General features: G+C 70.8%; 21 protein-coding genes. 9 read left to right on the top strand and 12 right to left on the bottom strand.

What is annotated here, in order from left to right:
• Window positions 1–103 precede the first annotated feature (103 nt).
• Entirely contained in the window at window positions 104–2,404 is a 2,301-nt protein-coding gene (locus ACIRQ9_RS27895; RefSeq protein WP_404179105.1) for a transglycosylase domain-containing protein, read from the bottom strand.
• Window positions 2,405–2,941: 537 nt separating this feature from the next.
• Between ACIRQ9_RS27895 and wblA the strand changes: the two genes are divergently transcribed.
• The gene (wblA, locus tag ACIRQ9_RS27890; protein ID WP_063777071.1) at window positions 2,942–3,280 is read left to right on the top strand and encodes a transcriptional regulator WblA; all 339 of its coding nucleotides are present in this window, start codon (window positions 2,942–2,944) and stop codon (window positions 3,278–3,280) included.
• A gap of 328 nt (window positions 3,281–3,608) precedes the next feature.
• Here the strand turns inward: wblA and ACIRQ9_RS27885 are convergent, their stop codons facing one another.
• A complete protein-coding gene (locus tag ACIRQ9_RS27885) occupies window positions 3,609–5,144 on the bottom strand; it encodes an ArsA family ATPase (protein WP_404179102.1) in 1,536 nt (511 codons plus the stop codon).
• Window positions 5,141–6,118, bottom strand: coding sequence for an ArsA family ATPase (locus ACIRQ9_RS27880; protein ID WP_404179099.1), 978 nt, complete (start codon window positions 6,116–6,118; stop codon window positions 5,141–5,143). Before ACIRQ9_RS27880 ends, ACIRQ9_RS27885 begins: the two co-directional genes overlap by 4 nt.
• A 152-nt stretch (window positions 6,119–6,270) precedes the next feature.
• Here ACIRQ9_RS27880 and ACIRQ9_RS27875 point away from each other — a divergent pair, with 152 nt between their 5' ends.
• The 4 genes from ACIRQ9_RS27875 (at window position 6,271) to ACIRQ9_RS27860 (ending at window position 8,876) form a co-directional block, all read left to right on the top strand.
• Entirely contained in the window at window positions 6,271–6,426 is a 156-nt protein-coding gene (locus ACIRQ9_RS27875; protein WP_176101022.1) for a DUF4177 domain-containing protein, read from the top strand.
• Window positions 6,426–6,890 (top strand): RidA family protein, encoded by a 465-nt coding sequence (locus ACIRQ9_RS27870; protein ID WP_404179095.1) that lies wholly within the window; start codon window positions 6,426–6,428, stop codon window positions 6,888–6,890. The genes ACIRQ9_RS27875 and ACIRQ9_RS27870 overlap by 1 nt, the downstream gene beginning before the upstream one ends.
• A gap of 277 nt (window positions 6,891–7,167) precedes the next feature.
• Window positions 7,168–8,043 (top strand): NUDIX hydrolase, encoded by an 876-nt coding sequence (locus tag ACIRQ9_RS27865; RefSeq protein ID WP_404179092.1) that lies wholly within the window; start codon window positions 7,168–7,170, stop codon window positions 8,041–8,043.
• A gap of 2 nt (window positions 8,044–8,045) precedes the next feature.
• Window positions 8,046–8,876, top strand: a complete 831-nt coding sequence (locus tag ACIRQ9_RS27860; protein ID WP_404179089.1) for an MBL fold metallo-hydrolase — start codon at window positions 8,046–8,048, stop codon at window positions 8,874–8,876.
• A gap of 45 nt (window positions 8,877–8,921) precedes the next feature.
• Here ACIRQ9_RS27860 and ACIRQ9_RS27855 read toward each other — a convergent pair whose 3' ends face one another.
• A complete protein-coding gene (locus ACIRQ9_RS27855; RefSeq protein WP_404179086.1) occupies window positions 8,922–9,752 on the bottom strand; it encodes a nucleotidyltransferase domain-containing protein in 831 nt (276 codons plus the stop codon).
• A gap of 58 nt (window positions 9,753–9,810) precedes the next feature.
• The gene (locus ACIRQ9_RS27850) at window positions 9,811–10,485 is read right to left on the bottom strand and encodes a Crp/Fnr family transcriptional regulator (protein ID WP_018547939.1); all 675 of its coding nucleotides are present in this window, start codon (window positions 10,483–10,485) and stop codon (window positions 9,811–9,813) included.
• Between the two features lie 276 nt (window positions 10,486–10,761).
• Here ACIRQ9_RS27850 and nth point away from each other — a divergent pair, with 276 nt between their 5' ends.
• From nth to ACIRQ9_RS27835, 3 genes are all read left to right on the top strand, one after another.
• Window positions 10,762–11,904 carry an endonuclease III gene (gene nth / locus ACIRQ9_RS27845; RefSeq protein ID WP_404179083.1) on the top strand — a complete coding sequence of 381 codons (1,143 nt, stop codon included), beginning with the start codon at window positions 10,762–10,764 and terminating at the stop codon, window positions 11,902–11,904.
• Between the two features lie 119 nt (window positions 11,905–12,023).
• Window positions 12,024–12,731, top strand: a complete 708-nt coding sequence (locus ACIRQ9_RS27840) for an NUDIX hydrolase (RefSeq protein WP_404179080.1) — start codon at window positions 12,024–12,026, stop codon at window positions 12,729–12,731.
• Window positions 12,732–12,744: 13 nt separating this feature from the next.
• Window positions 12,745–13,944, top strand: a complete 1,200-nt coding sequence (locus tag ACIRQ9_RS27835; RefSeq protein WP_404179317.1) for a MarP family serine protease — start codon at window positions 12,745–12,747, stop codon at window positions 13,942–13,944.
• A gap of 4 nt (window positions 13,945–13,948) precedes the next feature.
• On the opposite strand, the gene ACIRQ9_RS27830 is transcribed toward ACIRQ9_RS27835, so the two are convergent.
• The 6 genes from ACIRQ9_RS27830 to ACIRQ9_RS27805 form a co-directional block, all read right to left on the bottom strand.
• On the bottom strand, window positions 13,949–14,128 hold the full coding sequence (locus ACIRQ9_RS27830) for a hypothetical protein (protein WP_351317564.1): 180 nt from the start codon (window positions 14,126–14,128) through the stop codon (window positions 13,949–13,951).
• A gap of 127 nt (window positions 14,129–14,255) precedes the next feature.
• Window positions 14,256–15,176, bottom strand: a complete 921-nt coding sequence (locus ACIRQ9_RS27825; RefSeq protein WP_404179077.1) for an alpha/beta fold hydrolase — start codon at window positions 15,174–15,176, stop codon at window positions 14,256–14,258.
• On the bottom strand, window positions 15,173–15,658 hold the full coding sequence (locus tag ACIRQ9_RS27820; protein ID WP_404179074.1) for a phage holin family protein: 486 nt from the start codon (window positions 15,656–15,658) through the stop codon (window positions 15,173–15,175). Before ACIRQ9_RS27820 ends, ACIRQ9_RS27825 begins: the two co-directional genes overlap by 4 nt.
• A 93-nt stretch (window positions 15,659–15,751) precedes the next feature.
• Entirely contained in the window at window positions 15,752–17,182 is a 1,431-nt protein-coding gene (gene nhaA / locus ACIRQ9_RS27815; RefSeq protein ID WP_404179071.1) for a Na+/H+ antiporter NhaA, read from the bottom strand.
• A gap of 189 nt (window positions 17,183–17,371) precedes the next feature.
• The gene (gene acs / locus ACIRQ9_RS27810) at window positions 17,372–19,330 is read right to left on the bottom strand and encodes an acetate--CoA ligase (RefSeq protein WP_404179068.1); all 1,959 of its coding nucleotides are present in this window, start codon (window positions 19,328–19,330) and stop codon (window positions 17,372–17,374) included.
• 174 nt (window positions 19,331–19,504) lie between these two features.
• Window positions 19,505–21,952 (bottom strand): bifunctional SulP family inorganic anion transporter/carbonic anhydrase, encoded by a 2,448-nt coding sequence (locus tag ACIRQ9_RS27805; RefSeq protein WP_404179065.1) that lies wholly within the window; start codon window positions 21,950–21,952, stop codon window positions 19,505–19,507.
• Window positions 21,953–22,291: 339 nt separating this feature from the next.
• On the opposite strand from ACIRQ9_RS27805, the gene ACIRQ9_RS27800 reads away from it, so the two are divergent.
• Window positions 22,292–23,554, top strand: a complete 1,263-nt coding sequence (locus ACIRQ9_RS27800) for a hypothetical protein (RefSeq protein WP_404179062.1) — start codon at window positions 22,292–22,294, stop codon at window positions 23,552–23,554.
• 45 nt (window positions 23,555–23,599) lie between these two features.
• Here ACIRQ9_RS27800 and ACIRQ9_RS27795 read toward each other — a convergent pair whose 3' ends face one another.
• Window positions 23,600–24,580 (bottom strand): ATP-binding protein, encoded by a 981-nt coding sequence (locus tag ACIRQ9_RS27795; RefSeq protein WP_404179059.1) that lies wholly within the window; start codon window positions 24,578–24,580, stop codon window positions 23,600–23,602.
• Window positions 24,581–24,627 lie beyond the last annotated feature (47 nt).

Raw genomic sequence — 24,627 nt, 5'->3', positions numbered from 1 at the left:
CTTACGGGCGGTACGACGGCGGGGCCGCACCTCTGCGCGAGAGGTGCGGCCCCGCCGTCGTGTCCGTCGATGAGCCGGAGCCGGTTGGGTGCCGGCGGGCTGCTCAGTTCCTGCGGCCGCCGTGTCCGTTGCCGCCGCCGTTCCCGTTGCCCTGGATGAAGCCGTCGGGGAAGGAGAACGTCGGGTTCGGAGAGGAGTTGCCTCCGTTGTTCCCGCCGTTGTTGCCGCCGCCGTTGCCCGCGCCGCCGACGAGGCCGCCGATCAGGCCGCCCGTGTCGTTGCCCCGGCCGTGACCATTGCCGTTCCCGTTTCCGTTGCCCTTGTCGCGGTCGGGCTCGTCAGGGATGTCGACCAGGTTGAAGGACTCCGTCTGCTTGCCCTCCAGGGCGCCGGTCATGGCGTCCTTCCAGATCGGGCCCGGCGTGTCGGCGCCGAAGACCTCGGAGTGGTAGACACCGCCGATGGTGATGTTGGTCATCTCGACGTTCTGCTTGGCGCTGCCGACCCAGACCGCGCCCGCGAGGTTGGGCGTGTAGCCGACGAACCAGGCGTTCTTGCGCTGGTCCGTCGTACCCGTCTTGCCCGCGCTCTCGCGGTCGTCCAGGCCGGCCTCCTGACCGGTACCGGAGTCGACCACACCGCGCAGCAGGGTGTTGATCGTGTCGGCGGTCCTCTCGCTCATCGCACGCGAGCAGGTCGACTTCGGCACGGGCAGGGACTTCTGCTCGTTGCCGGCCTTCTGGGTGATCGACTCGATGGCGACCGGCGTGCAGTACATGCCGCGGTCGGCGAAGGTGGCGTACGCGCTCGCCATGGTCAGCGGCGAGAGACCGATCGCGCCGAGGGCGATGGCCGGGGTCTGCGGGAGCTTCGAGCCGTCGCCCTGGTGGACGTGGAGCGCGTCGGTCATCTTGACCACCGGGCACAGGCCGATGTCGGAGATCAGCTGGACGAAGTAGGTGTTGATGGACTTCGCCATCGCCTTCTTCATCTGGTACGGCCCGACCTCGGACTCGTTCTCGTTCTCGACCTGCTCGTTGGTCGTGTTGACCCACTGCTTGCCGTCGCACTGCTGGACGGGGCTCGGGTAGGCCATCTTGTACGGCGCCGAGTACTCCTGCGTCGCCTGCTTGCCGCCCTCGATGGAGGCCGCGGCGACGAACGGCTTGAACGTCGAACCCGTCGGGAAGCCGAAGTTGGACCCGCCGTAGTCCCGGTCGACCGAGAAGTTGTACTCGGTCTCGTTCTTGTTGTAGCCGTACGGCTTCGACTGGCCCATCGCCAGGATCTTGCCGGAACCGGGCTCCACCAGGGTGGCGGCCGCGGCGACCGAGTCCGCCTTGTAGACGTGGTCCCTGACCGAGGCCTGCACCGAGTCCTGGGCCTGCGGGTCCAGGGTGGTGCGGATGGTCAGGCCGCCCTGGTTCCAGAGCTTGGCCCGCGCCTCGCGGGTCTTGCCGAAGGTCGGGTCGGTGAGGAAGACGTTCTCGACGTACTTGCAGAAGAACCCGGCGCCCTTGGCGGCGGTGATGCAGCCGTTCTTGGGCTGGGTCACGTGCAGGCCGAGCGGGGCTTCCTTGGCCTTGTCGGCCTCCGCCTTCGAGATGTCGCCGAGTTGGGCCATGCGTTCCAGGACGACGTTGCGCCGCTTGGTGGCCTCGGCCTCGTCGTTGACCGGGTCGTAGCGGCTGGGCGACTGCACGATGCCCGCCAGCAGCGCCGACTGCTGGAGGTTGAGGTCCTTGGCGTGCTGCGAGAAGTAGCGCTGGGAGGCGGCCTCGATGCCGTAGGCCTGCTCACCGAAGAAGGTGATGTTCAGGTAGTTCTCGAGGATCTTCTTCTTGCCGAGCTTCTCCTCCAGCTGGATCGCGTACTTCAGCTCCTTGACCTTGCGGCCCAGGGTCTGCTGGGTGGCCTCGGCGACCTTGGTGGGGTCGTCGCCGGCCTCCTCGATGAAGTAGTTCTTCACCAGCTGCTGGGTGAGCGTGGACGCGCCCTGCGCGACCCCGCCGCTCACGGCGTTCTTGTTCAGCGCGCGGAGGACGCCCTTCAGGTCGATGGCGCCGTGCTGGTAGTAGCGCGAGTCCTCGATCGCGACGATCGCCTTCTGCATGTACGGCGAGATGTCCTTGAGCTCCACCACCGTGCGGTCACGGGAGTAGACCTGGGCGATCTGGTTGCCCTTGCTGTCGAGGATCCTGGTCCGCTGGCTCAGCTGCGGGCTCTTCAGGTTGGCCGGGATGTCGTCGAAGCCCTGGACCGAGCCCTTGGCCGCGAGGCCCAGGGCGCCGGCCGCGGGCAGTGCGATGCCCGCCATGACGGCTCCCGCGAGCACACTGACACCGAGGAACTTGGCGGCCTGCTGCGTGGTCGACAGACCACCGCCCGAGCGCTTCTTTGGCATGGGGGCAGCCTAATCCGTAGGGATGAGCATTCCGCGTGTGCGGGCGGCTCTCGGGATGTTCGGGTGCCGGATCGTGACATAGAGGACGACACCGCCGGCACGGCCCGACGGCACGACGACATGGACGGTCTACCTTGTCATTCGCCGGACACGCGCGCAGGCCTTGGCCTAAGCTGCTCTCAACTGTCACAGCAGTGCGGCCACGTATCAATACGTCCGGCGACCCCGAATCGTTCCGGACCCGCCCACATTTCTTCGGGTGATGTGTTGATGGTGTGTCCGAATCCGCCTCGTGTGTCATCCGGCGTCCGTTGTGGCGCGCCGCAGCTGTCCCGCTTTGCCGGGGTGATCACGCATGTCGCCAGCTCACTCCCGCGGGTGATCTGCCGCTTACCCATAGTCCGTTCGGGCCATTCAAGATTGGGCCCGAAGGGGGTGTTGCGCTGTGCCCACCTTCCGTAACGTCCTCAACTGGCGGCGGTGAATATGCCGCTGCCGCCGTGGGGGAGCCTCGATTCGGGAGAGGACGGCGCCGGTATGGGCTGGGTAACCGACTGGAGTGCGCAGGCTGCCTGCCGCACTACCGATCCGGATGAACTGTTCGTTCAGGGAGCAGCGCAGAACAGGGCCAAGGCGGTGTGCACCGGGTGTCCGGTACGCACGGAATGCCTGGCCGACGCGCTGGACAATCGCGTCGAGTTCGGCGTGTGGGGAGGAATGACCGAGCGGGAGCGCCGCGCACTGCTGCGCAGGCGTCCCACCGTGACCTCCTGGCGCAGGCTCCTGGAGACAGCGCGTTCGGAGTACGAGCGGGGGACCGGCATCGTCCCCCTCGACAACGACGAGGTGTACGAGAACTACGCGGCGGTGAGCTGAGCCACCCGCCGCACCAGCGGCTGGACGCCCTGTCGCACCACCGGCTGGAAGCCCTGCCGGGCCGTCGGCCGGACGACCACCGCGCCACCGGCCGGACGACGACCGCGCGTCGGCCGGACGGCCGCCGCGCCCTGGGCCGGACGACCTGCCGCGCCGCTTCACTGGCTGGACGACCCGTCGAACGACCGGCTGACCGCCCCGTCGGACCTGCCGGAGGCATACGCCTCCGGTGACTCCCCGGGCGCGCCACCGGTACGCCCCGGGCACTCCGCGGGTACGCGGACGACCAGCGGTACACAGCCACGGCGACTCGGCTGTGGCTGCGCGGCTACGGCAGCTCCGAGCGGCCGGCCGCGAGCCGGTCGCCGATGTCCCGCAGTCCCGCGAGGTCGTGCACATCGCCGGGCAGCGCGGCCACCTCCACCACGGCCACCTCGGGGTGGCGCGCGGTGAAGCGGTCACGTGTGCGCTGCTCGCGGGAGAGCAGCTGCATGCGTTCGGCGTGCAGCCTCAGCAGGCCTGCGGTGAGCTGGTCCACGGTGCGGCTCGGATCGCCGTCCGCGTGGGGTGCCGGGTGCGTCCGGGACGCCGTCGTCCCGTCGAGTCCGGACGAGGGGGAATCGTCGGACTCGGACGCGGATGATTCAGAACTGCCGTACGTGTCGGGAGAGTTACGAAGTCCAGCTTTCCCGCCCCCCTGATCGACAATGCCGGACTCCTCAAGATTTTCCGCACTCTCGGGGTGCTCCGCGCCCTCGATGTTCTCCGCGGCGGCGAGTGCGCGCTCGGCGGACAGCCGGTCGGCGCCGCTGCCGTGGACACGGTTGAGGACCAGCCCGACCAGGGGCATGTCCTCCGCGGCCAGCCGCTGCACGAAGTACGCGGCCTCGCGGAGCGCGTCCCGCTCCGGAGCCGCCACCACCAGGAACGCCGTACCGGGCGCCTGGAGCAGCTTGTACGTTGCGTCCGCGCGCGTACGGAACCCGCCGAACGTGGTGTCCATGGCGGCGATGAACGTCTGCACGTCCTTCAGCAGTTGCCCGCCGAGCAGCTTGCCCAGGGTGCCGGTCATCATCGACATGCCGACGTTCAGGAAGGCCATGCCGGCGCGGCCGCCCAGCTTCGCCGGTGCGGTGAGCAGGCGGATCAGCTTGCCGTCCAGGAAGGAGCCGAGCCGCTTCGGCGCGTCCAGGAAGTCCAGCGCGGACCGGGAGGGCGGGGTGTCGACGATGATCAGGTCCCACTCGTCCCTGGCCCGCAGCTGGCCCAGCTTCTCCATCGCCATGTACTCCTGCGTGCCGGCGAAGCCCGCGGAGAGCGACTGGTAGAAGGGGTTGGCCAGGATGGCGGCCGCCCGCTCGGCGTCCGCGTGCGCCTCGACGACCTCGTCGAAGGTGCGCTTCATGTCGAGCATCATGGCGTGCAGTTCACCGCCGCCCTTGGCCGGATCCCCGTCCGCCTCGGATCCGGTGTCCGCGGCCGGACCGCCGTCCGAGTGCTCCGCGGCGTCCGCGGTCTCCTCCGCGTGGTGCGCCGGGTCCGGGGCCCCGTCGCCCTGGCCCGCCTCGCTCCGGTCCTCCGTGCCCTTCACCTTCCGCGGCACGTTGTCGAGCGAGTCGATGCCCATCGACTGCGCCAGCCGCTTGGCCGGGTCGATGGTGAGGACGACCACCTTGCGGCCGCGCTCCGCGGCCCGCAGCCCCAGCGCCGCCGCGGTCGTCGTCTTCCCGACTCCGCCGGAGCCGCAGCAGACCACGATCCGCGTGTTCGGGTCGTCGAGCAGCGCGTCGACGTCCAGCGAGGGCGCGTGGGCCAGCCGGCGGCCGCCGTCCAGCGCCGGGTCCGGATCCGGGTCCGAAGTCATGACATCCCCTGTTCCCGCAGCTCGGTGGCGAGTTCGTACAGGCCCGCCAGGTCCATCCCCTCGACGAGCAGCGGCAGTTCGTGCCGCGGCAGGTCCAGCTCGGCGAGGACCGCGCGCTGCTCGTGCTCCAGCGCGTACCGCTCGGCGTACTCGGTGGCCTGCGTGAGCAGCGGGCCGACCAGCTGCTCGGCCTTGCCGCCGCGCCGCGCCCCGCCCAGTCCGGCGGCGGACAGCGACTGCGCCACGGCGGTGCGCGGCACGCTCCGTACGAGTTCCAGATCGGCCGCGTCCAACACCTGGGGCCGGACCATGTTCACGATGACCCGTCCCACCGGGAGCCGCGCGGCCCGCAGCTCGGCGATGCCGTCCGCGGTCTCCTGGACCGGCATCTCCTCCAGGAGCGTGACCAGGTGCACGGCCGTCTCCTTGGACTTCAGCACCCGCATCACGGCCTGCGCCTGATTGTGTATCGGGCCGATCTTGGCGAGGCCGGCCACCTCGTCGTTCACGTTCAGGAAGCGGGTGATGCGGCCGGTCGGCGGGGCGTCCATGACGACGTAGTCGTAGATGAACCGCCCGGCCTTGTCCTTCCTGCGCACCGCCTCGCACGCCTTGCCGGTCAGCAGGACGTCCCGCAGACCGGGCGCGATGGTGGTGGCGAAGTCGATCGCACCGATCTTCTTCAGGGCCCGGCCCGCCCCGCCGAGTTTGTAGAACATCTGGAGATAGTCCAGAAGGGCCAGTTCGGGATCGATGGCCAGCGCATGGACCTCACCTCCTCCCGGGGCCACCGCGATCTTTCGCTCCTCGTACGGCAATGCCTCCGTCTCGAAGAGCTGGGCGATGCCCTGCCGACCCTCGACCTCCACGAGAAGCGTCCGCTTCCCCTCGGTCGCGAGGGCCAGCGCGAGTGCGGCGGCGACCGTCGTCTTTCCGGTCCCGCCCTTGCCGCTGACGACCTGGAGCCTGCTCACATCTTCGAGACTAACCATTCACCCGGACACTCACGCGGGAGGCTGTGGACAACCGTGCGTACGGGCGGCCGCCGACGCGGGCCACGACCGGCCCTCACCGGCCCCGCGGCCGACCACGTGTTCCGCCCGTCACAGCGGATAAAGTCGGCCCCATGACCAAGTGGGAATACGCAACCGTGCCGCTGCTCGTCCATGCCACGAAGCAGATTCTGGACACCTGGGGCGAGGACGGCTGGGAGCTCGTCCAGGTCGTGCCCGGGCCCAACCCCGAGCAGCTCGTCGCCTACCTGAAGCGGGAGAAGTCCTGATGAGCGCCGTCGAGGACAAGCTGGCCGAACTCGGCCTCGCGCTTCCCGCGGTCGTCCCGCCGCTCGCCGCCTACCAGCCGGCGGTCCAGTCGGGCGTGTACGTCTACACCTCCGGCCAGCTGCCGATGGTGGACGGCAAGCTTCCCGTCACCGGCAAGGTGGGCGCCGAGGTCACCGCGGAGGAGGCCAAGGAACTGGCCCGCACCTGCGCGCTGAACGCCCTGGCCGCCGTGAAGTCCGTCGCCGGTGACCTGGACCGCGTCGCGCGCGTCGTCAAGGTCGTCGGCTTCGTCGCCTCCGCCGCCGACTTCACCGGCCAGCCCGGCGTCATCAACGGCGCCAGCGAACTGCTCGGCGAGGTCCTCGGCGACAAGGGCGTGCACGCGCGCAGCGCGGTCGGCGTCGCGGTGCTGCCGCTGGACGCGCCCGTCGAGGTCGAGGTCCAGGTAGAACTGCTGCCATGACCGACTCCGGCCGGCGCGGAGTCCGCGCCGGCCGGAGCGGTGCCCGGCGGGGCGCGCCACCCGAGGGCCGGTGCACCCGTCGGCTCGGCGCGGGACCAGAGCCGGCCTCCTCGCCGGGACCAGAGCCGGCCGGGGCGGAGGCCGCGCCGACCCGTCGCCGTGTCCGGGGCCGCCCGTCGACGGTGATCGCTTCGGGCCGACTGGGCCGTCCGGTGGCACCTCCGGGCGCTCCCGAGCCCCTCTCGAACATTCGCTCCCCAGGGGATAGCCTCCGGTAATGGCCGATGGACAGTGGTATCCCCCGGAGTGGCCGGACCGCATCCGCGCACACGCGGAGGGCACCCTCGTGCCGGTGTCCCCCAGGCGGGCGGCGACCGTCCTGCTGCTGAAGGACACCCCCGGCGGTCCCGTCGTCCACATGCTGCGCAGACGCGCCACCATGGCCTTCGCCGGAGGCGCGTACGCGTATCCGGGCGGCGGTGTCGATCCGCGTGACGACGATCAGCGGATCCGCTGGGCGGGTCCCACGCGCGCGTGGTGGGCGGAGCGGCTCGGGGTGGACGAGGCAGGCGCCCAGGCGATCGTCTGCGCCGCCGTGCGCGAGACCTACGAGGAGGCAGGCGTCCTGCTCGCGGGCCCGGCCGCCGACGCCGTGGTCGGGGACACCACCGGGGACGACTGGGAGGCCGACCGCGCTGCCCTGGTCGCCCGCGACCTGTCCTTCGCGCAGTTCCTGGACCGGCGGGGCCTGGTCCTGCGCTCGGACCTGCTGGGCGCCTGGACCCGCTGGATCACCCCGGAGTTCGAGACCCGCCGCTACGACACCTGGTTCTTCGTCGCCGCCCTCCCGCACGGCCAGCGCACCAGGAACGCCTCCACGGAGGCCGACCGCACGGTGTGGATCGCCCCCGCGGAGGCGGCCGCCGGGTACGACAAGGGCGAGCTGCTGATGATGCCGCCCACCATCGCGACCCTGCGCCAGCTGCTGCCGTACGGCACCGCCGCCGAGACGCTCGCGGCGGCGCCCGCGCGGGACATGACGCCGGTGCTGGCCAGCGCGCGCCTGGAGGACGGCGAGATCGTCCTGAGCTGGCCGGGCCACGGCGAGTTCACCAAGCGCATACCGACCGACCTCACGTCCGGGGGAGCCTGAGCATGACGAACGCAGCAGCCCTGCCCGGTCAGCCGCGCGGCGGGGTCCTGTCGGGTCCCGCCACCGCGCGGGCCGTCAACGTGCTGGCGCCCAACGCCTCCGTGATGACCCTGGACGGCACCAACACCTGGATCGTCGCTGAGCCGGACTCGGAGCTGGCCGTCGTGATCGACCCGGGTCCGCTGGACGACGGTCACCTCAGGAACGTCGTGAACACGGCCGAGAAGGCCGGAAGACGCATAGCCCTGACCCTCCTGACCCACGGTCACCCCGACCACGCCGAGGGCGCCGGCCGCTTCGCCGAGCTGACCGGCACGCGCGTGCGTGCGCTCGATCCGGCGCTGCGCCTCGGCGACGAGGGGCTGGCGTCCGGCGACGTGATCACGACCGGCGGTCTTGAGCTCCGGGTGGTGCCCACCCCGGGTCACACCGCGGACTCCCTCAGCTTCCATCTCCCGGCCGACGGCGCGATCCTTACCGGCGACACCGTCCTGGGGCGCGGTACGACGGTGGTCGCCCATCCGGACGGCCGGCTGGGCGACTATCTGGACTCGCTGCGGCGGCTGCGCTCTCTGACGGTCGACGACGGCGTCCACACGGTGCTGCCGGGCCACGGACCCGTCCTGGAGGACGCCCAGGGGGTCGTCGAGTTCTACCTGGCCCACCGTGCCCACCGGCTCGCCCAGGTCGAGACGGCCGTGGAGAACGGCCACCGCAGCCCGGCCGAGGTCGTCGCCCACGTCTACGCGGACGTGGACCGCTCCCTGTGGCCGGCCGCGGAACTCTCGGTACGGGCCCAGCTGGACTACCTGGGCGAGCACGGGCTGATCTAGCCCGCGGCCCGCAGCCGGCGCCCGTAGGGGTACGGGGGCGTCCGGTCAGTCCCAGCCGTCGGGTCTGGGGGTCTTCACGCCGTGCACGCGCGCGTACTCGTCCGCCAGCCACGGGCCCAGGTCGTCGACGTACGACCGCAGCACCGCGCGGTCGCCGACCGGCTCGTGCCCCAGCTCCGCCGCCCGACGGAGCTGTCCGGCCCGCTCCGGGTAGTAGCCCGCGAACGCCTCCGCCATCTCACCCAGATCGCTGGTCCAGCCGTTCCAGCGGGGCATGACGAGGGTGAAGCCGGTCCGTACGAGGTGCCGCGACATGAACCGCACCAGGGGCCGCAGGGCCGCCTCGGCGTCGCCGGCGGTGGCGATCCGCTGCCGCCAGCGCGGCAGGAGCCGGGCCAGGTCGCCGTTGGTCTCGCGGGCGAGCAGGGAGTCGGGGCGGTAGCGGGGCAGGAACTCGGCGAGGTCCTCGCCGAGCAGCGGGGTGCACTGACAGGCCAGGAACCAGCCGACGTCGTACCGCTCCCGCTCGTCGAGCACCCGGGCGCGGGAGTAGAGCAGGATCCCGACCCCGTCGATCTGCGGGAACGCCTTGTCGACGGCCTCGCCGAGGGCGCGGACCGCGTCCCGGTCGCCGCCGGACGGCTCCGCCCGCAGGACGACCACCAGATCCAGATCGCTGCGCCCCACGCGGGCGGTGCCGCGCGGCACCGACCCGTAGAGGTAGGCGCTGTCCAGCCGCGCTCCGAAGACCTCCAGGAGCCGGTCCCGGGCCGCGGCGACCACGGGACGGAAGACGAGCGGCACGCGCGCGTGCGAGCCCTCGCGCTCGATGAAGCCCAGAGGATCGAGTCCTGGGGGCGAGACCGTTTCGACCATGGCGCGTTTCAGCTGTGGAGCGACCGGGTCCGGGGGCGACGGCCCCCGGATTCGGCGACTACCGCGAACGCTTCGCCAGACGCTCGACGTCCAGCAGGATCACGGCCCGCGCCTCCAGGCGCAGCCAGCCGCGCTGGGCGAAGTCCGCCAGCGCCTTGTTCACGGTCTCGCGGGACGCGCCGACCAGCTGGGCCAGCTCCTCCTGCGTGAGGTCGTGGACGACGTGGATGCCCTCCTCGGACTGCACGCCGAAGCGGCGCGACAGGTCCAGCAGGGCGCGCGCGACACGGCCCGGGACGTCCGAGAAGACCAGGTCGGACATGGCGTCGTTGGTCTTGCGCAGCCGGCGGGCGACAGCGCGCAGCAGGGCGGTGGCCACCTCCGGACGGGCGTTCAGCCAGGGCTGGAGGTCACCGTGGCCGAGGCCCAGCAGCTTGACCTCGGTCAGCGCGGTGGCGGTCGCCGTGCGCGGGCCCGGGTCGAACAGCGACAGCTCGCCGATGAGTTCGCCGGGGCCGACGACGGCGAGCATGTTCTCGCGGCCGTCGGGGGAAGTGCGGTGGAGCTTGACCTTGCCCTCGGTGACGACATACAGCCGGTCGCCCGGGTCGCCCTCGTGGAAGAGGGAGTCGCCACGCGCGAGGGTCACCTCACTCATGGAGGCACGCAGCTCCGCGGACTGCTCGTCATCGAGCGCCGCGAAGAGCGGGTTGCGCCGCAGAACGTCGTCCACGAGTTCTCTCCTTGTCGACCTGCTCAGGGGATCTTGCTTCCCCTTGGTACCAGGGGACCGTGCTCCCCATTTTGCCGGACGATGCAAACAGTGTGATCTGTCACAAGGATGCCGCACAGGTGTCCGGAGGTAAGCGGCAGGGGTCCAATCGGGGGCTGATCTTCCGGGGTCGGGGCGGATGTCGGTGCCGGGCTTTAGGCTGGCCGGGTGTCCAAATCGCCGGTGAGAGCACAGGCCAAGGGGGGTGGGCGGGTGGTTGTACGCCGTGATTCCGCCGTGGGCGAACAGGGGTCCGATACTGCCCCGGCTGAGCCAAAAAAGGCGACGAAGGCGGCAAAGGACGTAAAGAAGGCAGCTGTGAAGAAGACCCCCGCGAAGACGACGTCAGCGAAGAAGACGTCAGCGAAGAAGACCGTGGCGGAGAAGACCGTGGCGGAGAAGACGGCATCCGCGGAGGCGGCCGTACCCGCGGAGACGGCCGCATCGGCAGGCAAGGCCGTGCCGGCGAAAAAGGTCGCACCGGCCGAGACCGCGCCCGCGAAGACCGCGCCGAAGAAAGCAACGGCCAACAAAGCAACGGCCAAGAAGGCCGCGACCGGTCGGGCCGCCGCCGAGAAGCCGGTTGTCGCCTGGAAGCCCGAGTCGCGTACCGCCCTGGTGCGCCGGGCCCGCCGGATCGACCGCGAACTCGCCGAGGTGTACCCCTACGCCCACCCCGAGCTGGACTTCGAGAATCCCTTCCAGCTCCTGGTCGCCACGGTGCTCTCCGCGCAGACCACCGACCTGCGGGTCAACCAGACCACCCCGACGCTGTTCGCGAAGTACCCCACCCCCGAGGAACTGGCCGAGGCCAACCCCGAGGAGGTCGAGGAGATCCTGCGGCCCTGCGGCTTCTTCCGGGCCAAGACCAGGTCGGTGATAGGGCTCTCCAAGGGCCTCGTGGAGTCGTTCGGCGGTGAGGTGCCGGGGCGGCTCGAAGACCTCGTCAAGCTGCCGGGCGTCGGCCGCAAGACCGCCTTCGTCGTCCTGGGCAACGCCTTCGGGCGTCCCGGCATCACCGTGGACACCCACTTCCAGCGCCTGGTGCGCCGCTGGCGGTGGACCGAGGAGACCGAACCCGACAAGATCGAGGCGGCCGTCGGCGCGCTGTTCCCGAAGAGCGAGTGGACCGACCTCTCGCACCACGTGATCTGGCACGGCCGCCGGATGTGCCACGCCCGCAAGCCCGCCTGCGGCGTCTGCCCCATCGCACCGCTCTGCCCGGCCTACGGCGAGGGCGAGACCGACCCGGAGAAGGCGAAGAAGCTGCTCAAGTACGAGAAGGGCGGGTTCCCGGGGCAGCGGCTGAAGCCGCCGCAGGCGTATCTGGACGCGGGCGGCCGGCCGGCACCGCCGCTGGGGGCCGTATCCGGGACATGACCTGCGGATCCGGGGGACATGCCCTAGGGGCCTTCCGAGGGGCGAGACACGGAACGATCAAGGAGTCGTCGGGCGTTGGAACGGGCAGGCCGGGGCAGCAGGGCGGGACGGGGAATGCCATGACACAGGGCGGCAAGGCGCACACGGAGGATCCGCACGCGGACGTGGCGCTCAGCAAGGACGGCCTGCCGGAGTGGCTGGACCCGGTGGTGCGGGCCGCCGAGACCGTGCAGCCGCTCCAGCTGAGCCGCTTCCTGCCGCCGGAGGACGGCGCGGGCCGCCAGTCGGCCGTGCTGATCCTGTTCGGAGAGGGCGAGCAGGGCCCTGAGCTGCTGCTCATGGAGCGAGCCGGCTCGCTGCGCTCGCACGCCGGGCAGCCCTCCTTCCCCGGCGGCGCCCTCGACCCCGAGGACGGCGACCCGAAGACCGACGGACCGCTGCGGGCCGCTCTCCGCGAGGCCGAGGAGGAGACCGGGCTCGATCCGGCGGGCGTGCAGCTCATCGGCGTGCTGCCCAGGCTGTACATCCCGGTGAGCCAGTTCGTGGTCACCCCGGTGCTGGGCTGGTGGCGCGAGCCGAGCCCGGTCGGCGTGGTGGATCCGAACGAGACGGCGAAGGTGTTCACGGTCCCCGTGGCGGATCTCACGAATCCGGCCAACCGGGCCACCGCCGTGCACCCCAGCGGCCACCGGGGTCCGGCATTCCTGGTCGAATCGACCTTGGTGTGGGGGTTCACGGCCGGGGTGATCGACCGGCTGCTGCACTACGCGGGATGGGAGCGCTCCTGGGACCGCGAGAAGCTGGTCCCGCTCGACTGGCGGTCATGACAGGGTGTCCACCGTGAATGTGCTGGACATCCTGTTGCTGGTCGCCGCCGTGTGGTTCGCGATCGTCGGCTACCGCCAGGGGTTCGTCGTCGGCATCCTGTCGGTGATCGGCTTCCTGGGCGGCGGACTCATCGCCGTCTACGTCCTGCCGGTGATCTGGGACGCGGTGACCGACAACGCCGAGGTGAGCACGACCGCGGCGGTGGTCGCCGTGGTCGTCGTCATCGTCTGCGCCTCGATCGGGCAGGCCCTGACCACGCACCTGGGCAACAAGCTGCGCCGCTTCATCACCTGGTCCCCGGCCCGCGCCCTGGACGCCACCGGTGGCGCGCTGGTGAACGTGCTGGCGATGCTGCTGGTCGCCTGGCTGATCGGCTCCGCGCTCGCCGGCACCACGCTGCCGACGCTCGGCAAGGAGGTCCGCAGCTCCAAGGTGCTCCTCGGCGTCTCCAGAGCGCTGCCGAACCAGGCGGACACCTGGTTCGCGGACTTCTCCACGGTGCTCGCGCAGAACGGCTTCCCGCAGGTCTTCAGCCCGTTCGCCAACGAGCCGATCACCAACGTGTCGCCGCCCGATCCGGCCCTCGCGAACAGCGCGGTGGCCACCACCGCCCAGCGGTCCATCGTCAAGGTGACGGGCACCGCGCAGAGCTGCGGCAAGATCCTCGAAGGCACCGGCTTCGTCTTCGCCGACCGCCGTGTCATGACCAACGCGCACGTGGTCGGCGGCGTCGACGAGCCCACCGTCCAGATCGGCGGCGAGGGCCGCACGTACGACGCCAAGGTCGTCCTCTACGACTGGCGGCGCGACATCGCGGTGCTCGACGTGCCCAGCCTGCCGGCGAAGGCGTTGAAGTTCTCCGCGCGGGACGCCGAGACCAGTGACAGCGCGATCGTCGCCGGGTTCCCGGAGAACGGGTCGTACGACGTCCGCGCCGCCCGCGTGCGCGGCCGTATCTCCGCCAACGGGCCGGACATCTACCACCGCGGCACGGTCCGCCGTGACGTCTACTCGCTGTACGCGACCGTCCGCCAGGGCAACTCCGGCGGCCCGCTGCTCACGCCCGAAGGCCGCGTCTACGGGGTCGTCTTCGCGAAGTCACTGGACGACGCCGACACCGGATACGCCCTCACCGCCGACGAGATCCGGGCGGACATCGCCCGGGGCCGTACCGCGAATCAGCAGGTCGGTACCGACAGCTGCGCCCTGTGAGTGATCACGCGCGGGCGTGGCGCAGCCGGACCGAGACCCAGCGGGCCCGGCGGCGCAGGATGTGCGGAATCCCCACCCTGAGGTCCGCGCCCGGCAACTGCGGAGCGGCTCCTCGATGGGAGGTCAGACCGCCGGTCGAACGGCGGTTGCGGGGTGCGTCACTGTAGTCGTGCGTCCAGCCCATACCCCGACGTCTGCCCCCGCCCCAAGGTCGATAACCTCCGGCGCGCCCCTCAATCGGCCTATGCGCCAGGCATGTGGCTGTTCGTGGAACAGGTGTGCAGGTCCGGATACCGGGCGCGGCCGAATGGTCACCGATCGGGTTCGGGATCCTTCAGCCAGCTGATCAGTTCGGTGGAGAACGCGACCGGGTCCTCCTCGTGCGGGAAGTGCCCGAGCCCGTCGAACAGCCGCCAGCGGTAAGGGGCTTCGACGTACTCACCGGAACCGGCCGCGCTGCGGGTGCGGGCCACCGGGTCCAGGGAACCGTGCAGATGCAAGGTCGGGACGCGCACCGGACGCTTCATCCGGCGGTTGAACTGGATGCCGTCCGGACGGGCCAGCGAACGCACCAGCCAGCGGTACGGCTCGATCGCGCAGTGCGCGGTGGAGGGGATGCACATGGCCCGCTGGTACGTCTCCACCGCCTCGTCCTCGGGCAGCCGCGGGCCCGACCAGTCCCGGATCAGCCGGCCGACCAGCGCGCCGTCGTCGGCGGTGAGCTGCCGCTCGGGGATCCACGGCCGCTGGAAGCCCCAGACGTAGGCGGCGGCGGCGGACTGCCTGCGGTCCCTGAGCATCGCCGAGCGCCAGCGCCGCGGGTGCGGCATGGAGACCACCGCGAGCCGTCGTACCAGCTTGGGACGCATGGCGGCCGCCGTCCACGCCAGGTAGCCGCCCAGGTCGTGGCCGACCAGCGCGGCGTCCGGCTCGCCGAGGGAGCGGATCACGCCGGTGATGTCCAGGGCGAGGTTGGCCGGATCGTAGCCGCGCGGGGTCCGGTCGCTGCCGCCGACGCCCCTGAGGTCCATGGCCACGGCCCGGAAGCCCGCGTCGGCGAGCGCGACCAGCTGGTGCCGCCAGGTCCACCAGAACTCCGGGAAACCGTGCACCAGCATGACCAGCGGGCCGTCGCCGAGTTCGGCGATGTGGAAACGCGCGCCGTTCGCGGCGACGTCCCGGTGGGTCCAGGGGCCTTCGAGCCGTACGGCCGAGGGGGCGGGATCGCTCATGACGACGAGCGTCCCACAGCCTCGATGGCGGGCATGTCGTCCCTCGGCAGCGCCGGACGCGGATGCGGCTTGGCGTTCTGCAGTACGCCCGCCGACTCCTTCATCGACGCGGCCACCTTCTGCGGGCCCTGGCCCTTCTTGGCCTTCTTCGCGAACACCACGCCGATCAGCGCGAGGGCGACGGCCACCAGGACGTTCGCCGCGAAGGAGAGCAGGAAGCAGATCGCCAGGTTCCAGTTGCTCCAGGTCCGAATGCCGTAGGCCAGCGCGAAGTTGAGCATCGGCAGGGAGAACAGCAGCAGCGCGCCGGCCACCGAGAAAGCGCCGCCGCTCGTCGCGCCCCGCTTGACGTCCTGCTTCAGCTGGGCCTTGGCCAGCGCGATCTCGTCGTGCACCAGCGCCGACATCTCGGCCGTGGCCGAGGCGAACAACTGGCCGATGCTGCGTTCGGCACCGACCGGGCTGCCGTCGGGTGCGCTCATCGCGGTCTCCCTCTGCGTACGTGTCATCGTCTTTTGTACCGTCTCGTCAGATCATGCCGGACGGTTGCCCTGCGCGCCTGCCCCGCCCGGTACTTAGGCAAGCGAGTCGTGCCCGTTCCCGGACTCCGTCGGCCCCTGCCCGGCGGACCGCCCGGCCTTCTCGGCCGCTGTCCGACGGTGTTCGGCGGCCTTCCGGTCGTAGATCTCCGCCATCCGCAGGTGGTACGCCGGGTCGTCCTGCTCGTAGACGTCCGGGATGCCGTCGAGGTCCTCGTCGCGTTCCTCGGCCTCGACCAGCCGCCGGTAGCGGGCATTGCGGATCTTCAGCAGCACCGTGGCGCACAGGGCCGCGATCAGCGAGCCGCAGAGCACGGCGGCCTTGACCTCGTCGGTGAGCACGGCGTCACCGGTGAAGGCGAGTTCGCCGATGAGCAGCGAGACGGTGAAGCCGATTCCGGCGAGCGAGGCGACCGCGAAGACGTCGCCCCAGGCCAGGTCCTCGCTGAGCGAGGCGCGGGTGAAACGTGCGGTCAGCCAGGTCCCGCCGAAGATCCCGACGGTCTTGCCCACCACCAGACCGAGGACCACCCCGAGCGTCTCCGGCTTGCGGAACACGTCCCCGAGCGCCCCTCCCGACACCGTCACTCCGGCGTTGAAGAGCGCGAACAGGGGCACCGCGAGCCCCGCCGACAGAGGCCGCACCAGATGCTCGATGCGCTCGCCGGGCGAGTGCCGTTCGCCCTCCCGGGTGGTGCAGCGCAGCATCAGGCCCATGGCGACGCCGGCGATGGTCGCGTGCACACCGCTGTTGTACATCAGCGCCCAGATGACGACGGCGAGCGGCACGTACACGTACCAGCCGCGCACGCCCTTGCGCAGCAGCAGCCAGAAGACGGCCAGACCGAGGAACGCGCCGCCGAGCGCGGCGAAGTCGATCCGGGCGGTGAAGAAGACCGCGATGATCAGGATGGCGAACAGGTCGTCGACGACCGCGAGGGTGAGCAGGAAGGCGCGCAGCGCGCCCGGCAGCGAGGTGCCGATGACCGCCAGCACGGCGAGCGCGAAGGCGATGTCGGTCGCCGTGGGCACCGCCCAGCCGTGGGTGGAGCCGCCGCCGGTCAGGTTGGTGAGGGTGTACACGAGTGCCGGTACGGCCATGCCGCACAGGGCGGCGACCACCGGCAGCGCGGCCGCCTTCGGGTCGCGCAGGTCGCCTGCCACCAGTTCGCGCTTGAGCTCGATCCCGGCGACGAAGAAGAAGACGGCGAGCAGGCCGTCGGCGGCCCAGTGGGTGACGGAGAGGTTCAGGCCGAGGGCGCCGGGGCCGAGGTGGAAGTCACCGGCCGCCTCGTAGCTCCGGTGCAGTGCGGGGATGTTCGCCCAGACCAGTGCGGCCACGGCGGCGCACAGCAGGAGCACGCCGCCGACGGTCTCGGTCCGCAGCGCATCGGCGACGAAGGTCCGCTCGGGCAGTGAGAGCCGCCCGAGGACCCTGCGGACGGGCGTGGTGCGGGGCGCGGACACGGGGACCTCCGGTCGGTGGGCAGGACTGAACTACTGCCGACCAGACTTCCCGGCACACCTTGAGAGACACGCTGCATTACTTAGGTTACCTAAGGTGTGCCGGTGGTTGCCAGACGAGTCTCACGGTAGGGGCAAAAGGGGCGCCCGGCGCGTCCGCGCCGGGCGCCCCTCCGGGACCGTCGACCGGGGTCAGTCCTCGCTGGGCGCCGCCGGGAGCTTCGCCTGGATGAGGTCCATGACCGTGGAGTCGGTCAGCGTGGTCACGTCGCCGAGCTGGCGGTTCTCCGCGACGTCGCGGAGCAGCCGGCGCATGATCTTGCCGGAGCGGGTCTTCGGCAGTTCCGCCACCGGCAGGACCCGCTTGGGCTTGGCGATGGGGCCGAGCGTGGCGCCGACGTGGTTGCGGAGTTCGTTGACGAGGCCCTCGTCCTCGGCGTTCGCCGTGCCCCGCAGGATCACGAAGGCGACGATCGCCTGCCCGGTCGTCTCGTCCGCCGCGCCGACCACGGCCGCCTCGGCGACCGACGGGTGCGACACCAGCGCGGACTCCACCTCGGTCGTCGAGATGTTGTGCCCGGAGACCAGCATGACGTCGTCCACCCGGCCGAGCAGCCAGATGTCGCCGTCGTCGTCCTTCTTCGCCCCGTCACCGGCGAAGTACGTGCCCTCGAAGCGCGACCAATAGGTGTCCAGGAACCGCTGGTCGTCGCCCCAGATGGTGCGCAGCATCGACGGCCACGGCTCGGTCAGCACCAGGTAGCCGCCACCTCCGTTGGGCACCTCGTGCGCCTCGTCGTCCACCACGGTCGCCGAGATGCCGGGCAGCGGGGTCTGCGCGGAACCGGGCTTGGTCGCGGTGACGCCCGGCAGCGGCGAGATCATCATCGCGCCGGTCTCGGTCTGCCACCAGGTGTCCACGATGGGGGTCTTGTCCGCGCCGATGTGCTTGCGGTACCAGATCCAGGCCTCGGGGTTGATCGGCTCGCCCACCGAACCCAGCACCCGCAGGGAGGACAGGTCGAACTTCGCGGGGATGTCGTCGCCCCACTTCATGAACGTCCGGATCGCGGTGGGCGCGGTGTACAGGATCGTCACCCCGTACTTCTGCACGATCTCCCAGAACCTGCCCTGGTGCGGGGTGTCCGGAGTGCCCTCGTACATCACCTGCGTCGCGCCGTTGGCCAGCGGTCCGTACACGATGTACGAGTGGCCGGTCACCCAGCCGACGTCGGCCGTGCACCAGTACACGTCCGTCTCCGGCTTGAGGTCGAACACCGCCCAGTGCGTGTACGACGCCTGGGTGAGGTAGCCGCCCGAGGTGTGCAGGATGCCCTTCGGCTTGCCCGTCGTACCGGACGTGTACAGGATGAACAGCGGGTGTTCGGCGTCGAAGGCCTCGGGCGTGTGCTCGGCCGGCTGCCGGTCCACGATCTCGTGCCACCACACGTCCCGCGTCTCGTCCCAGGCCACTTCCTGCCCGGTGCGCCGTACGACCAGTACGTGCTCGACGTTGCCGGCCTTCGCGGCCGCCTCGTCCACGGCCGGCTTGAGCGCGGACGGCTTGCCGCGCCGGTAGCCGCCGTCGGAGGTGATGACCACCCTGGCGTCCGCGTCCTGGATGCGGGTGGCGAGCGCGTCCGCCGAGAAGCCGCCGAAGACCACGGAGTGGGCGGCGCCGATCCGGGCGCAGGCGAGCATGGCGATCGCCGTCTCCGGGATCATCGGCATGTAGACCGCGACCCGGTCGCCCTTCCTGACTCCGAGCTCCAGCAGCGCGTTGGCCGCCTTGGAGACCTCGTCCTTCAGCTCCGCGTAGGTGATGGCGCGGCTGTCGCCCGGCTCGCCCTCGAAGTGGATGGCGACCCGGTCGCCGTGGCCGGCCTCCACGTGCCGGTCCACGCAGTTGTACGCGACGTTCAGCTCGCCGTCCTTGAACCACTTGGCGAACGGCGGGTTCGACCAGTCCAGCGTCTCGGTCGGCTCCTTGGCCCAGGTCAGCCGGCGGGCCTGCTCGGCCCAGAAGCCGAGCCTGTCAGCCTTGGCCTGTTCGTACGCCTCGGCCGTGACATTGGCATTCGCGGCCAGGTCAGCGGGCGGCGCGAAGCGTCGCTCCTCCTTCAAGAGGTTGGCCAGGCTTTCGTTGCTCACGACATCTCCCTTTCCAAGGGTGTCCGTTGTGTCCCAGGCCACAGCTCATCAGACCTGGGGGTCCGGTGACAAGGGCCGTCGAAAAATTGGTTTAGACCTGTTGGGTGCGACGGTGTGCGCGGAGCCCGCCGGTGACGGCCTGGACGGCACCGGCAGGCCCCGCACCGCCGTCCCTCAGGCCGGGCCCCGCAGCTCCCCGGCGCCCGCCACCCCCTCGAACACCCCTCCCTCGCCCTCGCCGTCGGCCCGGCGCAGCAGATAGGACTGCGCCTCGCCCACATGGAAGTACATCCCGTGCAGTTCCAGTTCGCCTGCCGCCAGCGCCCGCGACACCGACTCGTGGGCCCGCAGATGGTCCAGCTGCTGGACCACGTTGGCCAGGCAGAGCCGCTCCGCCGTGTCCGCCGCCGCCCGCCCGGTCAGCCGCACTTCAGGCGCTCCGTCCTCGGCCAGCCGGGCCAGGCTCGGCAGCCCGTGCCGCAGCCAGCGCCCGAGCGGACTCGTGCCGTCCGCGGACCCGGAAGCCAGCAGCGCCTGCATCGCCCCGCATCCGGAGTGCCCGCACACCGTGATGGAGCGCACCTTCAGCACGTCCACCGCGTACTCGATCGCGGCCGCCACCGAGTCGTCGCCGTTGTCCTCGCCCGGGAGGGGGACCAGGTTGCCGACGTTGCGGACCACGAAGAGGTCGCCAGGACCACTGGAGGTGATCATCGATGTGACGAGCCGGGAGTCGGCGCAGGTGAGGAAGAGCTGCGACGGCCGCTGTCCCTCGCGCGCCAGCCGGGCCAGCTCCTCCCGCACCAGGGGCGCGGTCTCGCGCTGGAACACTTCGATCCCGTCGGCGAGTTCATGGCCCGAACCGGCCGGTCTGGCGCCGCCCCAGCGGGCGAGGGCCGGCGCGACGGGTCCCGCACCGTCGCCGCGACCCGCCCGGAGCCCGGGACGCGACCCGAGGTCCGGCTCCCGCTCCGGTCCTCGCTCCTGCTCCCGCTTTCCTCCCCGCCCCGGTCCGTGTCCGTACTCCGGTGAGCGCACGCCCACCCGGCAGCCGGTCAGCTCGGCCGAACCGCCCCGCGCGGTGTGGGCCCTGTGCCAGTCCCGCAGCGACTCGTAGGCCGCGTGGTCCATGAACGAGCCGTCCAACTCGACCACGGCCCGGGCGCCCTGAGGGACGAGATGCAGGGCCCTGCTGAGCCGGGGCACCGCCAGGAACGTCAGCTGTCCTCTCACGTGCACACGGTGGACTCCTTCCTCCTCTTCATGGGTGATGCGGGTGTGGGCCAGACGGCGCAGGGCGAGGGCGACGGCCACCGCGACCCCGAGGAGCACGCCCTGCAGGACGCCGACCAGCACCACGCCGAGTGTGGTGACGGCGTACACCGCGACCTCACGGTGGCGGGTCACCGTGCGGATGTGGTGCAGGGACACCATCTGGATGCCGACGGCCATCACCAGGGCGGCGAGCGAGGCGAGCGGGATGAGGTCCAGGACGGGGACCATCAGCAGCGCGGCGGCTACTACGAAAACGCCGTGCAGCATCGTGGAGTTCCGGCTGACGGCGCCGGATTGCACGTTCGCCGAACTGCGCACCGCCACGCCCGCGACCGGCAGCCCGCCGAGCGCTCCGGAGACGATGTTGGCCGCGCCCTGGCCGAGCAGCTCGCGGTCCAGGTCGGAACGGCCGATGCGGGACTGGGGTCCGGAGCGGCCGGCCACCAGCTTGTCCACGGCGACCGCGCCGAGCAGCGACTGCACGCTGCACACCAGCGTGGTGGTGAGCACGGCGGCGACCAGGCCGAGGACCGGCCCCTCGGGGAGCCCGGCCAGGGCGTGGCTGCTCCAGGACGGCAGGTCGACCCGGGGCAGGGCGAGTCCGGTGAGCGAGGCGGTCGCGGTGGCACCGGCGACGGCGACCAGGGCCGCCGGAACCGTGCGCAGCACGCGGCCCGCTCTGCCGGGGATCCGGGGCCAGCCGAACAGCAGGGCCAGGGTCAGCGCGCTCATCGCCACGGCGGCCGGATGCAGGTGCGCCAACTGGGCGGGCAGCGCCAGGACGTTGTCGAGGACCGCGCTCTGCGGGTTGCCGCCGAGCACGATGTGCACCTGGGCGACGGCGATGGTGACACCGATGCCCGCGAGCATGCCGTGCACCACGGCCGGGCTGACGGCGAGCGCGGTACGGGCCACGCGCAGGCAGCTCAGGCCGAGTTGGGCCAGGCCCGCGAGGACGGTGATGCCGCAGGTGGCCCGCCAGCCGTAACGGTGGATGAGGTCGGCGGTGACCACCGTGAGCCCGGCGGCCGGGCCGCTGACCTGGAGCGGGCAGCCGGCGAGCCGCCCGGCGACCAGGCCGCCGACGGCCGCCGCGACCAGCCCTGCCTGCAGCGGTGCGCCGGTGGCGAGGGCGATGCCGAGGGAGAGCGGCAGGGCGATCAGGAAGACCGAGACGGACGCGGACAGGTCGGCGCCCTCGATCCGCGGGCCGCGGCGCGACGGGCCGGCCGGAGCCGGCGCCCGGCCGGCGTGCTCGACGGGCTGGGGACTCGTGGCCTCGGCCGGGGCTCCGGAACGGGCCGGGCCGAGGTTCTCGGGTTGGGTGGGTACGCAGGCTGACGACATGTTTCCCGTCTCCTCCGGGGCAGCGCGGTCGCGGAACAGGGGTCCCCTCGCCAGCGGGCCGGGGCGTGGTCGCGGCCGTGGGTCACGGGCGTGCAGTGGCGGGATGAATCAACACTCGGTAAACGAATCGTAATGCAAAGTAAAGGTCAGGCATGGATGTTCTGCGCAAATGGGGCACCCCTTCACCTCCATGGGTGAAGTGAGCAGTTCATCGGCTTGTCGTATTAATCCCTCTCTCGGTCCCATGCGACCTTGGCGGCGCTGTCGGCACGTATCCGGCACACCGCCATAAAACGCCGTGATCGGCGTTCGCCGAGAGAAGGAAGAAGGTGGGCGGAATTGGCCGCCACCCAGAGGATCGCCGTCGGCGCCGTGGCCGCCGCGGCCTGTGCCGCGTCGCTGGCGGGCTGCGCGACCGGCACCCACACCAAGGAAGGGGCGCCCGGTCCGGAGAAGGGAGCACCGGCGCCCCAGAGCCTGGTCCGTCTGATCGGCGACGGATCCACCTCCTACACCGGCGCGCAGCCCCATCTGCCCCGGCCGGAGAAGCTCAAGCCGGGCGAGAAGCCCCCGCAGTTCGTGGTGTTCTCCTGGGACGGCGCGGGCGAGGACAGCCAGAAGCTGTTCTCGCACTTCCGCAAGATCTCCAAGGAGAACAACGCGACCATGACGTACTTCCTCAGCGGCGTCTACATGCTGCCCGAGGAGAAACGTGACCTCTACCGTCCGCCGCAGCACTCTCCCGGCCGCTCCGAGATCGGCTTCAACGACGAGCAGGGCATCTCCGACACCGTCAAGCAGCTACGGCTCGCCTGGCTGGAGGGCAACGAGATCGGCACCCACTTCAACGGGCACTTCTGCGGCCCCGACGGGGGTGTCGGCGAGTGGTCGGTGGCCGAGTGGAAGAGCGAGATCGCCCAGGCCAAGCGGTTCGTGAAGAGCTGGAAGACCAACACGGGCAAGAAGGACGCCGCGCCGCTGCCCTTCGACTACGACAAGGAGCTCATCGGGGCCCGCACCCCCTGCCTGGAAGGGCAGAAGAACTTCGTGAAGGCGGCGAGCCAGCTGGGCTTCCGCTACGACACCAGCGGCGTCAACGACCAGGTCTGGCCCAAGAAGCGCGAAGGGCTGTGGGATCTGTCGATGCAGCTCGTCCCCTTCCCGGGCCACACCTTCGAGCAGCTGACCATGGACTACAACTTCATGGTCAACCAGTCCGGCACCTCCACCCAGGGCGACCCCGACAAGTACGACTACTGGGGCGACCAGATGCGTGACGGACTGATCCAGGGCTTCAACCGGGCCTATAACGGCAACCGCGCACCGCTCGTCATCGGCAACCACTTCGAGTCCTGGAACGGCGGCACCTACATGCGGGCCATCGACGACGTCGTCGAGAACGTCTGCAACAAGCCCGAGGTGCGCTGTGTCTCCTTCCACCAGCTGGCCGACTGGCTGGACGCCCAGGACCCGAAGGTCCTGGCGAGGCTGCGCACCCTCGAGGTGGGCGAGGCCCCGCGGCAGGGCTGGGCGTCCTTCCTCTCCGGGCGGCCCGCCCCGGCGCCGAAGGGGGTGCCCGGGGCGCCGGCGGTCAAGCAGTAACCGGCGGGCGGGCGCGGCGTCCCGCCGGCGGAGTGCCCACCTCCGTCAGACGGGCGCCGCCACACCCTCGCCGAGCACGAAACCGGGGTCGATCTGGGCCGCCAGGTCGACCCCGGTGCGCTCGTTGCCCCACGACTGGGCGTTCTTCAGGTGGAAGTGCGCCATCTGCCGGGTGTAGCGCTCCCAGTCCCGCAGGCCGTACGTGGCGTCGGCCGCGGTCTTCAGGCTGCGCAGAGCGAGGGAGTTGGCGTCCTCGAGGAGCTCGAAGCGGGGCGGACGGCCCTTCTCCATGGCGCGCACCCAGTCCGAGTGCCCGACCGTGACCAGCAGGTCGTCCCCTACCTCCGCGCGCAGGAAGTCGATGTCGTCCTGACCCTGCACCTTGTTGCCGACGACCTTCAGGACGACGCCGAAGTCCCGGGCGTAGTCTTTGTACTGGCGGTAGACGGAGACAGCCTTCCGGGTCGGTTCGGCGACGAGGAACGTGATGTCGAAGCGGGTGAACATGCCGGAGGCGAAGGAGTCCGAACCGGCCGTCATGTCGACCACGACGTACTCGTCCGGGCCGTCGACCAGGTGGTTCAGGAACAGCTCCACCGCGCCCGTCTTGGAGTGGTAGCAGGCGACTCCCAGGTCGGCGTCCGTGAAGGACCCCGTGACCATCAAACGGACGGCGCCGCCGTCGAGTTCCACGGGGCGCGCACAGGCGTCGTAGACCGGATTGGGTTCCCGGACCCGGACCAGCCGGGAGCCCTCGCCGGGCGGGGTGGTCTTGATCATCGTGGCGGCGGAGGCGATGCGCGGGTTGTTGCCGCGCAGGTAGTCCTTGATCAAGGAGAGCCGGTCGCCCATCGCGGGCAGTGCCGCCGACTCCGTCTCGTCGAGTCCGAGCGCGGGGCCCAGGTGCTGGTTGATGTCGGCGTCGACGGCGACGACCGGCGCGCCGGCGGCGGCGAGATGCCGGATGAACAGGGAGGAGAGCGTGGTCTTGCCACTGCCGCCCTTCCCGACGAAAGCAATTTTCATGTTCACGAAGAGTAGTCGTGTGATAGCTGTACGTGTCAGGCGAAGTG

Source organism: Streptomyces sp. NPDC101237, from assembly GCF_044767465.1.
In the GTDB taxonomy this organism is placed as follows: Bacteria; Actinomycetota; Actinomycetes; order Streptomycetales; family Streptomycetaceae; genus Streptomyces; species Streptomyces gramineus.
Note: the sequence above shows the minus strand (reverse complement) of the source record. Positions and strands in the feature narration are given on the sequence as shown.